Genomic DNA, 11,948 nt, shown 5'->3' with positions numbered 1-11,948 from the left:
CAACCACAAGTATGCTGTAAGTATCTGTGGTTGTTATTTCTTCCTCGAAACCACCAAATGTCCCTTGATCGGCTCGGCATTCTCGAGCCGGACGGTGATATCGGTCAATTCCACGACGTCAAAACCAGCAGCGGCCAGCACTTTGCGGACATAGCTTTCGGCATGGACGAAGCGCTGATGCGGCCCGACCATGAAGTCGCGGTCGCCCAAAACATCGGTGGGAAGCGTTTCGGAAGAGAAGAAATAGAGGCCGCCAGCTTCGAGATTTTCGGATACGCCGAAGAACAGCTCCTCCAGGAAGCCGAGATAGGGAAGCACGTCGGTTGCCGTGACGATATCGAATGGTCCGTCGTCATTGTCCTCGAGATAGTCGGCTGCCTCGGCGACGTAGAGGGTCTCGTAGAGATCCTTTTCGTGAGCGATCTCGACCATGTTCTCGGAGATATCGAGGCCGGTAATGTCATCGACGATGTCGCGCAGCGCCCCACCTGTCAGGCCCGTGCCGCAGCCGAGATCGAGCAGCTTCTTGAACGGTCCGAGACCGAGAGCCTGGATGCGTTGGCGCACGAGTAGCGGCACGCAATATTCAAGCTGGTCCACCAGGATGGACTCGAATGCTTCGGCATGCTGGTCGAACAACGTCGCGACATAGGCATCGGGCGCCTTGGGAGGTACTTCGCCCAGTCCCATCGACGCGATGCGAACCGCAGCACCGCCATGATCCTCCGGATCAAGCTCCAGAACCTTGCGGTAGGCGTTGGCGGCTTCCTCGCGCTTGCCGGCCTTTTCGAGCGCAAGCGCCTCGTTGTAGGCATCCGCCAGTGCTTTCTCTTCGATCTTCTTCTTTTTCGCCATGGTCTGCGTGCCTTCCGAGCCGTTTGACAGGCTCATAAGTCGCGCATGCCTTAAAAGCAATGCTCAGTGCAGGATGAACTCGCCTTTCAGCGCCCGCCATTCGGTGGGGGTGATCAGCCTGTTATGCACGTAGCGGACGGAATGCAGCGCCCCATCCAGCTTTTCCCGCCAGAATGTCAGGAAATGCTTCATCTCGGGAAAATCCGGGGCGAGGTCGTAATGCTGCCAGACAAAGCTCTGCAGCAAGCTCGGATGGTCGGGCAGGCGATAGATGATTTCGGCAGTCGTCAGGCCATAGCCTTTCAGCCGGAGATCCAATTCCCTAGTCATGGCAACCTCCTCATGTGAGTGCGGTGAGTTTGCCTGTCGATTGAACGCTCTTATGCTTTACCGAACCTTAATATGGGCGCTTCGTTTGAAGAATTCAACGAAAAAACAATGGGTTGGCAGCACGTCGTGGCGAGTGCTGCCAACCGTCTCGCTATCGTTTCAGATGTCTGGTCAGGCGTCGTTCCAGCGCGTTCCAGACATTGCGGAGCACTTCGACGATCGCCAGATAGAGGATCGCCGCCCAGAGATACATCTGGAAATCGAATGTCCGGGAGAATGCGTAGCGTGTCTCGCCCATCAGGTCGAAGACGGTCACGATGGCGACGATGGCCGAGCCCTTGATCATCAGGATGATCTCGTTGCCGTAGGGACGCAATGCCACGATGATCGCTTGCGGCAAGATGACCTTCCAGTAGGCGGCAAACTTGTGCAGCCCGAGTGCATTGCTGGCCTCAGTCTGCCCACGTGGAACGCTTCGGATTGCTCCGCGCAGGATTTCTGCCTGGTAGGCGGCGGTGTTGAGAGTAAAGGAGAAGAGGGCGCAGTAGAACGCTTCCCGGAAGAACCACCACAGGCCGACGGTTTCGAAGAACGGCTTGAAGCTGCCGATGCCGTAGTAGATCAGGTAGAGCTGGGCGAGCAATGGCGTGCCGCGGAAGAAGTACACGTAGCCATAGGCGAGCGAGGACAGGATCTTCGAATTGCTCATGCGAGCATAGGCAATCGGCAGCGACAGGATAGCACCGAGGACGATCGAGATTATGACGAGCTGCAACGTCACTCCCAGACCGGAGATCATTCGCGGACCGTACTTGAAGAATTTTTCCTGACTGAAGCCCTCATACATGAAGAAGGCAGTTGCGACGAATGCGGCAAGCCACAGTCCCATGAACAGACTTCCGGCGAAACGCGCCAGCGAATAGGGCTTGATTTCGGCCGGAGGTGGGGCCTGCGGAGGAATGATTTCGGTGACATAGGTCATTTGCGTACCTCCGCCCGTCTGGACTGGTTTTCTATCCAGCCGAAAATGATGGAGGACAGCAGCGCCAGCACGAGGAACAGGATGCAGGCGACCGAGAAGAACAGAAAGGCGTGCTTGGTGACTTTTGCCGCCACCCCGGTCTGCCGTAAAATGTCTGGCAAGCCGATTGCCGAAACCAGGGCCGTATCCTTGAGCAGCGTCATCCAGAGATTGCCGAGACCGGGCAGGGCGATCCGCACAAGCTGTGGAAGGATCACCAGCCGCATGGTCTGGCCACGCGTCAATCCGATGGCAAATCCGCCTTCATACTGGCCTTGCGGAATGGCCTTGAATGCCGATTGCAGCACTTCCGAGCAATAGGCCGAGAACACCAAGCCTATGGATATCATGCCGGCGAAGAAGCTGTTGATTTCGATTGGCCCGGACATACCGAGCGAGCTGGCAAAATTCTGCAGGACGACCTGCAACCCGTAGAAGACAATGAAAAGGGTCAGAAGTTCCGGCAGTCCGCGAAACAGCGTCGTGTAGATATCCGCGGCTGTTCGCAGTTGTCCCACAGAAGACTGTTTTGCCAGCGCAAGAAAGAAGCCGACGATCAGGCCCAGGGGCAGGGTGCATATTGCAAGGCTGGCAGTGACATAAAAGCCCTGCGCGATCTCGTCGCCCCAGCCTTCATTGCCGCATGAGAGCAGGCCCCCACGAAAGAAAAGCGAGAAGACACCGACCGGTCCGCATAGGGGATCGATGGTTTTGAGGACTGGATGAAGAATCCACCAGATCGCGGAAAATAAACTGTCTATTGCCGCCCATAGGGGCGCGAAGATGGTCCCCGCACTCTCTGCCGAAACGGCAACGTCGCCCTGCATTCTTTTCCCCTGTCCCGGTTCCGGGTTCTGTTCTGCATACTTTCTCAAACAAAAACGACGGAAGGGCAACCCTCCCGCCGTTGCGTTTATGCGGATTTCCGCAGATTAGTCGCCATAGACGTCGAACGGGAAGTACTTGGCGTTGATTTCCTTGTACTTGCCATTGGCGCGGATCGCCACGATCGCGGCATTGAGCTTTTCGCGCAGCGCATCGTCGCCCTTGCGGACTGCAATGCCGGCGCCTTCGCCATTGATCTGCTTGTCGACCGGCAGGGTTCCGAGCAGCTTGCAGCAAGCGCCATCGGCGGTCTTGAGCCATTCCGACAGAACGACGACGTCATCGATCGCAGCATCGATACGACCATTGGCCAGATCGAGCTTGTATTCGTCGGCAGTCGGGTAAAGCTTGAGTTCGGACTTCTTCATATGCGCTTCGGCATAATTGGAGTGCGTGGTCGAGCCCTGGGCGCCGAGAACCTTGCCATCGAGGCCGGCTTCGGTTGCTTCAGCGATGGTCGAATCCTTCGGCACGGCAATCGCCGGCGGCGTGTTGTAGTACTTGTTGGTGAAGTCGACCTTTTCCTTGCGCTCGGGCGTAATCGACATCGACGCGACGATGGCATCGAACTTCTTGGCCTGCAGAGCCGGAATAATGCCGTCCCAATCCTGGGTGACGAAGGTGCACTCGGCCTTCATTTCTTCGCAAAGCGCCTTGGCGATATCCACATCGAAGCCGGTGAGTGTGCCGTCAGCCTCCAGGTTGTTGAATGGAGGATAGGCGCCTTCAGTGCCAATGGTGATCTTGTCGGCGGCAAGGCTCGCACCAGCGACAGCCGTAAGAAGCGACACTGTGGCTGCGAGTGCGAGACGGGTGGTCATGCGCATGAGATATTCCCCTGTGTTGATGTCGTACCGCAGGGTTTGTTTTGACGCGGTACGATTGGTTCATGGCGTGGCTTTTTGCCTCGCGCTGTCTGAATACTCGTACAATCTGCGAAGGAAATGCAACAACAAAGAACAAATCGTTACAGAATCTTTGGTGTCCGCCTTAACGACTATGAATGGAAACTGAACCGCCAGTTCAGCGTTGATAAAGGCACGAGGCAATAGTTTGGCGATCGGCTGACCGGGGAAACATCACAAAAAAGCCCTGAAACTAGGCAGATTCCGTTCACGGAATCAGAAAGAGCAAAGAGGAAAATTCCTAATGGCATTCAAACACAAGCTTCTTGCCACGGCCGCAATCCCGGTGATTGCGCTTGCCTGGATGGGGCCTGCTTCGGCAACCGGCATGGTGCGTATGGACGCTCCCTTCGAGGTCCAGTCGCAGGTCATAAAGGTGCAGTCCGACGAAGAGGAATTGCTCAAGCAGCAGCGCAAGGAACGCCAGGAACAACGCCAGGAACAGCGTCGCGAAAAACGCAACAATCAGGAAAATGCCGGTCAGGGCGATTCCGAGCCGGTCCAGCCTCGCCGCCAGAAGCAGCAGATGCAGGAACAGCAGGCCGAAGAGCCAGTGCGACCGCGCCGCCAGAAGCAACTGGAAGCCGAACAGCCGCAGATGCAGGATCAGCAGCAGAGCGAAGAGCCTGTGAAGCCGCGCCGCAAGAAGCAGCAGGACGCCGAACAGCAGCAGATGCAGGAACAGCAGCAGCAGAGCGAAGAGCCTGTGAAGCCGCGCCGCAAGAAGCAGCAGGAAGCTGAACAGCAGCAGATGCAGGAGCAGCAGCAACAGGGCGAAGAGCCCGTGAAGCCGCGCCGCAAGAAGCAGCAGGACGCTGAGCAGCAGCAGATGCAGGAGCAGCAGCAACAGGGCGAAGAGCCTGTGAAGCCGCGCCGCAAGAAGCAGCAGGAAGCCGAGCAGCAGCAGATGCAGGAGCAGCAGCAACAGGGCGAAGAGCCTGTGAAGCCGCGCCGCAAAAAGCAGCAGGATGCCGAACAGCAGGATAATGCCAACGGCTCGATCGAAGAGATCCAGACGCCCAAGCGCAACAAGAACAAGGCTGAGCAGACTGGCGATTACCAGAAGATCGACAGGGCGGCGGAAGACAAGCCGGAGCGCGTCAAGGAGCGCAAGAAGATTGCCGAGGATCCTTCCAAGTCGACGGACACGATTGTGCTTCCCGTCGAAAAGGGAGCCGCAGTCCTCGATAGTGATAAGGATGCCGACAATCGCGGCGGCCTGAAGGAGCGTGAGCGCCGCAAGCGCGAGCGCGAGGAAGTCAAGCCCGTGCGCGTGCCGAAGTCCGACCGGGATGCACAGGCTGGTCTCAAGAACGACAATGGCAAGCCCATCCGCATCCGACCCGTGCTCAGCGAAAAGGGGGAGCGCATCACCGGCTTCAAGGGCTATGACAACGACAATGGTCGCCGCGTCGGCAGGAAAGATGATGACTTCCGGGTGATCATCAACATCGACGGCCGCGTCGTGGTCCGCGACGACGATCGCGGCCGCCTGAGCCGCCATGGCAAGATCCGCTACGAGCGCCTCAACAACGGACTCATCCGCGAAGTCGTGGTTCGTCCGAACGGCGATCGCATCGTAACGGTCCGCAATCGCTGGGGTGAAATCGTCCGCCGCTCGCGCATCGATGGCCGTCACCGGGAAGTCGTGATCTTCTATGCGCCGCTGTTGGAGCGTGGCCGCGACCGCCTCTACATGCGTGATCCGGGTGCCAGCCTGCCGCCAATGCGTCTGCGCGTGCCGGTGCGCGAATACATCGCCGATGTGTCGAGCGAGCCGGATCGCGACTATGAGGAGTTCCTTGCGCAGCCTCCTGTCGAGCCGGTGGAGCGCGTCTACTCTGTCGACGAAGTGAAGTATTCCGCGCGTATTCGTGACAAGGTGCGTCGTATCGATCTCGACACGATCACGTTCGAAACCGGCAGCGCGGAGGTCGATATGGGCCAGGCGTCGTCGCTTCGCCGTGTCGCTGCAGCCATGAAGGACATCCTGGATCGTGACCCTGGTGAAACCTTCCTGATCGAAGGCCACACCGATGCGATCGGTTCGGATGAATCGAACCTGGTGCTTTCGGACGAACGCGCCGAGTCGGTTGCCAATGTGCTTTCCGATCTCTTCGACATTCCGGCCGAAAATCTCGTGACGCAGGGTTACGGTGAGCGTTTCCTGAAGGTCGATACGGATGAGGCAGAGCGAATGAACCGCCGCGTCACCATTCGCCGCATTACCTCGCTTGTTCGGCCGGTCGAGAGCGCCAACGATGAGCAAGGCGATGATCAGCAGTATGATGATCAGCAGGGCGACGACCAGCAAGGTGAAGACCAGCAATACGACGATCAGCAGTAAAATCGCGCGATCGCAAGTGATTGCTTTGAAACGAAGCCGGGGCCTAGTGCCCCGGCTTTTTTGCATGAGACAGTTTTAGTAAAATCTGCCAGACGCCTTTGTCATTCTGGCAATCCCGCAGATATATTATATTCACACAAGCTTCGTCGTTTAAGGCATCTCTGCAAAATTGGATTGGAGCAGGGTTATGGTGCTTGCGCTCTGGGTAGTCATCATCGGTGCATTCCTGGGCTTCTTTTTCTGGGCGACCAGTATGGTGAAGCAGGAAGCGGATAACGAGTGTTTTGATGCGGGACTTGCCATCGTCGAATTCGGCCGGGCGTATCCCAGGGAAGCGATCCGCAGCGTCATAATTTCCGCCGATGGCGAAATGGTGTTCTTGAGATTGTGGTCGGGCCGCACCGGATGCATGCGTCGCAGCGGCGCACGCCATCTCTGCCATCTCATCGACGCCGCCATGGTGCAGGTGACACCGTCATCGAACGGCAAAGGGCTCGTGCTTGATTTTCCGGTCTCGAAAGCGCTGTCGGGCGATTTCGAGTTCCGGACACAGAAGGAGGCCGCCGAGGTATCTCTGTGGATTCTCGGCAGCCTCACGGCCGCCAACGATTCTCATCTGAAAATCCCCAGCCACGCCTGAGCGTTAAGATTACGGCGCAGCTTCCAGCCAGGCGCGGCAATCGACAAGTGCGCGCGCGGCAATCGCCCGGCGCTTGGCGACGGTCTTATCCTTGCCCTTCAGGCGTTTGCCGTCAACCGTTGTGACGACGCTGCCCGGCTCGGGCTCGGGGAACAAGCCGAAATTGATGTTCATCGGCTGGAAGGACCGCTTGCCGGGCTCCTCGTCCGTCGACAGATGGCCGCCAGTGATATGGCCAAGCAGGGCGCCGAGCGCCGAGGTGGCCGGCGGCGGCACGATTTCCCGGCCGAGCCGTTGGGCGGCGGCGAAACGCCCGGCCAACAGGCCGACGCTCGCGCTTTCGACATACCCTTCACACCCGGTGATCTGACCGGCAAAACGCAGGCCAGGGCGAGATTTCAGCATCAGTGACGAATCGAGCAGGATCGGAGAGTTGATGTAGGTATTGCGATGCAGGCCGCCGAGACGGGCAAATTCCGCATTCTCGAGCCCTGGTATCATCCGCAGGATGTCGGTCTGGGCGCCGTATTTTAGCTTGGTCTGGAATCCGACCATGTTGTAGAGCGTTCCGAGCGCATTGTCCTGCCGCAACTGCACCACCGCATAGGCTTTTACGGTCGGGTTATGGGCGTTGGTCAGGCCCATCGGCTTCATCGGGCCGTGGCGAAGTGTTTCAACACCGCGTTCGGCCATAATCTCGATCGGCAGGCAGCCGTCAAAATACGGGACGTGCTCCCACTGCTTGAACTCGGTTTTCTCACCTGATTTCAGCGCGTTGACGAATGCCTCGTACTGCTCGCGGGTCATCGGACAGTTGATGTAGTCCTTGCCTGTGCCGCCTGGGCCAACCTTGTCGTAGCGTGACTGGAACCACGCAACGTCCATATTGATTGTTTCGCGATAGATGATCGGTGCGATTGCATCGAAGAAGGAGAGCGAATCGGCCCCGGTCGCGGCGCGGATCGCTTCTGCCAGCGATGGTGCGGTCAGCGGGCCTGTGGAAATGATGACGTTGTCCCACTCCTCAGGCGGAAGGCCTGAAATTTCCTCGCGCACGACTGAAATCAGCGGGTGGTTGGCGATCTCGTGGGTCACCGCTTCGGCGAAGCCCTCGCGGTCGACGGCCAGCGCGCCGCCGGCCGGCACCTGGTTGCGGTCCGCCGCAGCCATGATCAGCGAGCCGGCAAGGCGCATCTCGGCATGCAGGACGCCGACGGCATTGGCAGTCGAATCGTCGGAGCGGAAGGAGTTGGAACAAACGAGCTCGGCAAGGCTATCGGTCTTGTGGGCATCCGTCGTGCGGACGCCGCGCATTTCGTGCAGGATCACGGGGACACCGCGATTGGCGATCTGCCAGGCTGCTTCTGAACCGGCAAGGCCGCCGCCAACGATGTGTATGGGAGAGGGGAGTGTCGTCATGGCGGGCTCATTATCACGATCGGTACGGATTACCAATGGCCCAATGCAAAACGGCGCCCGTGGGCGCCGTTGTTGTTCTACTCTGATCGCTTGATATTAGCGGAAAGAGCGGGCCGCAATGTTGCGGATCTGGTAACGGTTCACACCGATGTCGGACAGCGTGTCGTTCGACAGGTTGGACAGTTCAGAAATCGTGCGGCGGTACTGTACCCAATTGAGGGCGAGACGAAGCGGGTTCATGATGTTTCCTCTTTAGACTTTTGTGCACCGGATTTGTTCCGTGCTTCACACTTGAGGTCCTTATACACTTGTGTAATAAGAATGTGCAGTGCAAAAAAAATGCACCTGCCATGCAAATAAGCATGCGTTGCACCAAAAACAGGCGCAGGTCGGTTTTTGAGCTTCCGTTAACGCAGATCTCAAGGCCGCTGCGAAGCTCGCAAAAATCCAGATCATCTCTTTGAAAATTCGACTTAATTGTTCGTTAACGGGAAGCCGGGTTCCGTGCCTTTGCCGCCAGTCGTAGCGAGCAGGGCAGTGCCAACGCGTTTCGCCATCATCGCAGGGCTGCAGTTGCTGATGGGAGGAACTAAAATGGTGCGACGCAATATCGATTTACGGCTGCTTGCCTAAACTGTGACGCGCACAAAAGAATAGGCCGCCGGGGATTGCCCGGCGGCCTATGTCTGTGTTGGTGTCGCTTATCGTTGATTAGCGAACTGCGAGACGTGCAACCTTGCGGATGTCTTCGCGGGCAATGCCGAGGTCGCCAAGTTCGCGGTTGCTCATGCGACCCAGTTCAGAAACGGTCTGGCGATACTTGACCCAATTGTTGTAAGCGCGTGCGATGTTCATGTTCGTTTTCCTCTTCGGTCCGGCGGCATCTCTCTGAGCCGCCCTTCAATTTGTTGACCTGAAGATAATGTTGCGACGCATCAATTACCAGAGCGAAAGCGACATCTCACCTATGCGTCAAATGCATGGTTACGCGTTAAGTAGTTATGAATGCTTAATATTTGTTCATGATGATCGCTTTTCCGCGTCAAAATTGCGGCGAATCTGTGGCGACGGTTCGGGGGCAGGTAGAAGTCGCATTTTTTATCGACAATGCGTTCGCTGCGGGCCAATCGAGATGGCGAAGACACCCGCGGTCGGCTTGGCTGTATATGACTGGACACGCATTGGCAGATGGCTGGGGGCTGTTGGCAAATGCGAACGCTGAAATGCCTGGTCGCCCACCCCTGTCCCCGTCTGGGCAGGAGAATAACGCGTCAGTAAGAAAAGTGAGCAAAAACAAAACGCCCACCGGGGGAGGAGATCCGGTGGGCGTCGTTGGGTATGACTGACGACTGGGAGGAGGAGTGTCGTCAGTCAAATCGGAGGGCGCTGGGAGGAGGAGTGCGCTTGCTCCGAATTCTTTTCGCTCCTTGCGGAGAGGGCTCTTCCGGTTTCCCGGCTGCGGCTCGCCAGTGCCGCTGGGTGTTTTCGAGAAGCTGTCCGCCTTTCGATGATTTGAATATAGCGGCAGCAAATGAATTTGTGCAGTGCAATAATTTCATAGGCGTCATGCGGATGATGCATGGCTGTTTGCCAGCCTGTGATCCATGAATACCAGAGGTAGATTTAGAAAAGGTAAATGTACCCTCCAGAGCATTTTGCTGGCTGCATTTTACAGATCACCCCTTTCCATGGCGGAATGACAGTGTTATGAGCGCCCCACCGAAACAGGAATGCCGCTCCAAAGGACCGTGTGAATGTTTTGAGGATGCGGGTGTGGCGGAATTGGTAGACGCACCAGATTTAGGTTCTGGCGCCAAAAGCGTGGGGGTTCGAGTCCCTCCACCCGCACCACGAAGTTCCCAATAGGCTGCAAAGCCAGGAAAAAGACTGGCCATAGGGTGCAATTCACCCATTTCGCTTGCAAAACTTTTGTGAATTTGCATAAAGCCGTTCCCGGCGGATGAGCTTTTTTGGAGTTCATCGTAACGACAGGCAGGCACCATCGAGCCGCCGCGACTTATGAAGGTAGGAACATGCAGGTTATCGAAACGCTCGCTGAAGGGCTGAAGCGCGAACTGAAGGTCGTCATTCCGGCCAAGGACATGGAAGCTCAGATGCTTGAGCGCCTGGAAGACGTGAAGGGCCGCGTCAAGATCAACGGCTTCCGTCCGGGCAAGGTGCCTTTCGCGCATATGAAGAAGATGTATGGCAAGTCGGTCATGGCCGAACTCGTCAACGAGATCATCAACAATCGTCCGAGCGAAATCCTCTCTGGGCGCGGCGAAAAGTCGGCGACTCAGCCGGAAGTCGCCATGACCGAAGACCAGGCTGTCGCCGAGAAGATTCTCGCCGCCGAAGCCGACCTCGAATTCACGCTCTCCTATGAAGTGATCCCGGCGATCGAGATCAAGGACGCCAGCGGAATCTCCGTCACACGCGAAGTCGTTGAAATCCCCGACAGCGAAGTTGACGAGCAGATCCTCAAGATTGCCGAAAGCGCCGTCGAGTACACTGAAAAGGACGGCAAGGCCGCCAATGGCGACCGCGTCACGATGGATTACGAAGGCAAGGTCGACGGCGTTCCCTTCGACGGCGGCAAGGATTCCAACGCTGAACTCGTCCTCGGTTCGGGCCGTTTCATCCCGGGCTTCGAAGAGCAACTGGTTGGCCTCAAGGCTGGCGACGAGAAGACCATCACAGTAACGTTCCCGGCTGAATACCCGGCAGCGAACCTGGCCGGCAAGGAAGCCACCTTCGATGTTTCCGTGAAGGCTGTTTCGGCTCCCGGCAAGATCGAAATCAACGACGAACTCGCCACCAAGCTCGGCATCGAATCTGCCGAACGTCTGCGCGAAATCGTTCGCGGCCAGCTTGAAAACCAGTTCGGCTCGATCACCCGCCAGAAGGTCAAGCGTCAGCTTCTCGACCAGATGGACGAACTCTACGCCTTCGAAACGCCTTCGCGCCTCGTCGATGCCGAGTTCGAGCAGATCTGGCGCCAGATCTCCATGGATCTCGCCCAGTCCGGCAAGACCTTCGAAGACGAAGACACGACTGAAGAAAAGGCGCGCGAAGACTATCGCAAGCTCGCAGAGCGTCGCGTTCGTCTCGGCCTGGTTCTCTCCGAAATCGGTGAGAAGATCGGCGTCGAAGTGACCGAAGACGAAATGAACCGCGCCCTCTATGCGCAGATCCAGCAGTTCCCCGGCCAGGAAAAGGAAATCATCGAGTATTTCCGCAAGTCCCCGGGTGCGATCGCCGGCCTGCGCGCGCCGATCTTCGAAGAGAAGGTCGTCGACCACCTGCTCGGCGAAGTGAAGGTCACCGACAAGACCGTCACCAAGGAAGAACTGATGGCGGAAGACGAAGACGACGCCGCCGTCTCCAAGAAGGCTGCGCCGAAGAAGAAGGCTGCCAAGGCTGAAGCCGAAGCTGCTGACGGCGACGAAGCCGCGCCGAAGAAGAAGGCTGCGCCGAAGAAGAAGGCCGCCGACGACAAGGCTGAGTAAGCCCTACTTCGCATATTATGAAGAAGGCCGCCGGAGC

Annotated in this window: 11 protein-coding genes and 1 tRNA gene; 4 read left to right on the top strand and 8 right to left on the bottom strand. The window is 57.5% G+C overall.

Features of this window, described 5'->3' with window-relative positions; genetic code table 11:
* Positions 1–33: 33 nt before the first annotated feature.
* The 5 genes from JJB09_RS22860 to JJB09_RS22840 all read right to left on the bottom strand — a co-directional run bounded on the left by JJB09_RS22860 (position 34) and on the right by JJB09_RS22840 (position 3,918).
* Positions 34–855: a methyltransferase domain-containing protein gene (locus JJB09_RS22860; protein WP_201663450.1), complete on the bottom strand. Its 822-nt coding sequence runs from the start codon at positions 853–855 to the stop codon at positions 34–36.
* 63 nt (positions 856–918) lie between these two features.
* On the bottom strand, positions 919–1,185 hold the full coding sequence (locus tag JJB09_RS22855) for an usg protein (protein ID WP_201663407.1): 267 nt from the start codon (positions 1,183–1,185) through the stop codon (positions 919–921).
* 151 nt (positions 1,186–1,336) lie between these two features.
* Positions 1,337–2,167, bottom strand: coding sequence for an ABC transporter permease (locus JJB09_RS22850; RefSeq protein ID WP_201663406.1), 831 nt, complete (start codon positions 2,165–2,167; stop codon positions 1,337–1,339).
* Entirely contained in the window at positions 2,164–2,967 is an 804-nt protein-coding gene (locus JJB09_RS22845) for an ABC transporter permease (RefSeq protein ID WP_425523767.1), read from the bottom strand. Before JJB09_RS22845 ends, JJB09_RS22850 begins: the two co-directional genes overlap by 4 nt.
* Positions 2,968–3,138: 171 nt before the next feature.
* Positions 3,139–3,918 (bottom strand): ABC transporter substrate-binding protein, encoded by a 780-nt coding sequence (locus JJB09_RS22840; protein WP_201663404.1) that lies wholly within the window; start codon positions 3,916–3,918, stop codon positions 3,139–3,141.
* Positions 3,919–4,240: 322 nt separating this feature from the next.
* Here JJB09_RS22840 and JJB09_RS22835 point away from each other — a divergent pair, with 322 nt between their 5' ends.
* Together JJB09_RS22835 and JJB09_RS22830 are read left to right on the top strand one after the other, a co-directional pair.
* Positions 4,241–6,343 (top strand): OmpA family protein, encoded by a 2,103-nt coding sequence (locus JJB09_RS22835; protein ID WP_201663403.1) that lies wholly within the window; start codon positions 4,241–4,243, stop codon positions 6,341–6,343.
* Between the two features lie 187 nt (positions 6,344–6,530).
* Complete coding sequence (locus JJB09_RS22830) at positions 6,531–6,983, top strand: hypothetical protein (RefSeq protein WP_201663402.1); 453 nt, start codon at positions 6,531–6,533, stop codon at positions 6,981–6,983.
* 9 nt (positions 6,984–6,992) lie between these two features.
* On the opposite strand, the gene trmFO is transcribed toward JJB09_RS22830, so the two are convergent.
* From trmFO to JJB09_RS22815, 3 genes are all read right to left on the bottom strand, one after another.
* Positions 6,993–8,402: a methylenetetrahydrofolate--tRNA-(uracil(54)-C(5))-methyltransferase (FADH(2)-oxidizing) TrmFO gene (gene trmFO, locus JJB09_RS22825; RefSeq protein WP_201663401.1), complete on the bottom strand. Its 1,410-nt coding sequence runs from the start codon at positions 8,400–8,402 to the stop codon at positions 6,993–6,995.
* A 96-nt stretch (positions 8,403–8,498) separates the two neighbouring features.
* A complete protein-coding gene (locus tag JJB09_RS22820) occupies positions 8,499–8,642 on the bottom strand; it encodes a DUF1127 domain-containing protein (protein WP_201663400.1) in 144 nt (47 codons plus the stop codon).
* Between the two features lie 471 nt (positions 8,643–9,113).
* Entirely contained in the window at positions 9,114–9,257 is a 144-nt protein-coding gene (locus JJB09_RS22815) for a DUF1127 domain-containing protein (RefSeq protein WP_201663399.1), read from the bottom strand.
* Positions 9,258–10,169: 912 nt separating this feature from the next.
* Here JJB09_RS22815 and JJB09_RS22810 point away from each other — a divergent pair.
* A tRNA-Leu gene (locus JJB09_RS22810) sits at positions 10,170–10,253 on the top strand.
* Between the two features lie 182 nt (positions 10,254–10,435).
* On the top strand, positions 10,436–11,911 hold the full coding sequence (gene tig, locus JJB09_RS22805; protein WP_201663398.1) for a trigger factor: 1,476 nt from the start codon (positions 10,436–10,438) through the stop codon (positions 11,909–11,911).
* The last annotated feature ends 37 nt before the right edge of the window (positions 11,912–11,948 follow it).

The organism is Phytoamicus setariae, assembly GCF_016722925.1.
GTDB lineage: Bacteria > Pseudomonadota > Alphaproteobacteria > Rhizobiales > Rhizobiaceae > Rhizobium_E > Rhizobium_E setariae.
This window is presented reverse-complemented; position numbering and strand designations above follow the sequence as displayed.

Coding starts and splice junctions, on each gene's coding strand:
- JJB09_RS22820 (WP_201663400.1), bottom strand. CDS start 8,642: ATGAACCCGCTTCGTCTCGCCCTCAATTGGGTACAGTACCGCCGCACG.
- trmFO (WP_201663401.1), bottom strand. CDS start 8,402: ATGACGACACTCCCCTCTCCCATACACATCGTTGGCGGCGGCCTTGCC.
- tig (WP_201663398.1), top strand. CDS start 10,436: ATGCAGGTTATCGAAACGCTCGCTGAAGGGCTGAAGCGCGAACTGAAG.
- JJB09_RS22860 (WP_201663450.1), bottom strand. CDS start 855: ATGGCGAAAAAGAAGAAGATCGAAGAGAAAGCACTGGCGGATGCCTAC.
- JJB09_RS22835 (WP_201663403.1), top strand. CDS start 4,241: ATGGCATTCAAACACAAGCTTCTTGCCACGGCCGCAATCCCGGTGATT.
- JJB09_RS22840 (WP_201663404.1), bottom strand. CDS start 3,918: ATGCGCATGACCACCCGTCTCGCACTCGCAGCCACAGTGTCGCTTCTT.
- JJB09_RS22815 (WP_201663399.1), bottom strand. CDS start 9,257: ATGAACATCGCACGCGCTTACAACAATTGGGTCAAGTATCGCCAGACC.
- JJB09_RS22850 (WP_201663406.1), bottom strand. CDS start 2,167: ATGACCTATGTCACCGAAATCATTCCTCCGCAGGCCCCACCTCCGGCC.
- JJB09_RS22855 (WP_201663407.1), bottom strand. CDS start 1,185: ATGACTAGGGAATTGGATCTCCGGCTGAAAGGCTATGGCCTGACGACT.
- JJB09_RS22830 (WP_201663402.1), top strand. CDS start 6,531: ATGGTGCTTGCGCTCTGGGTAGTCATCATCGGTGCATTCCTGGGCTTC.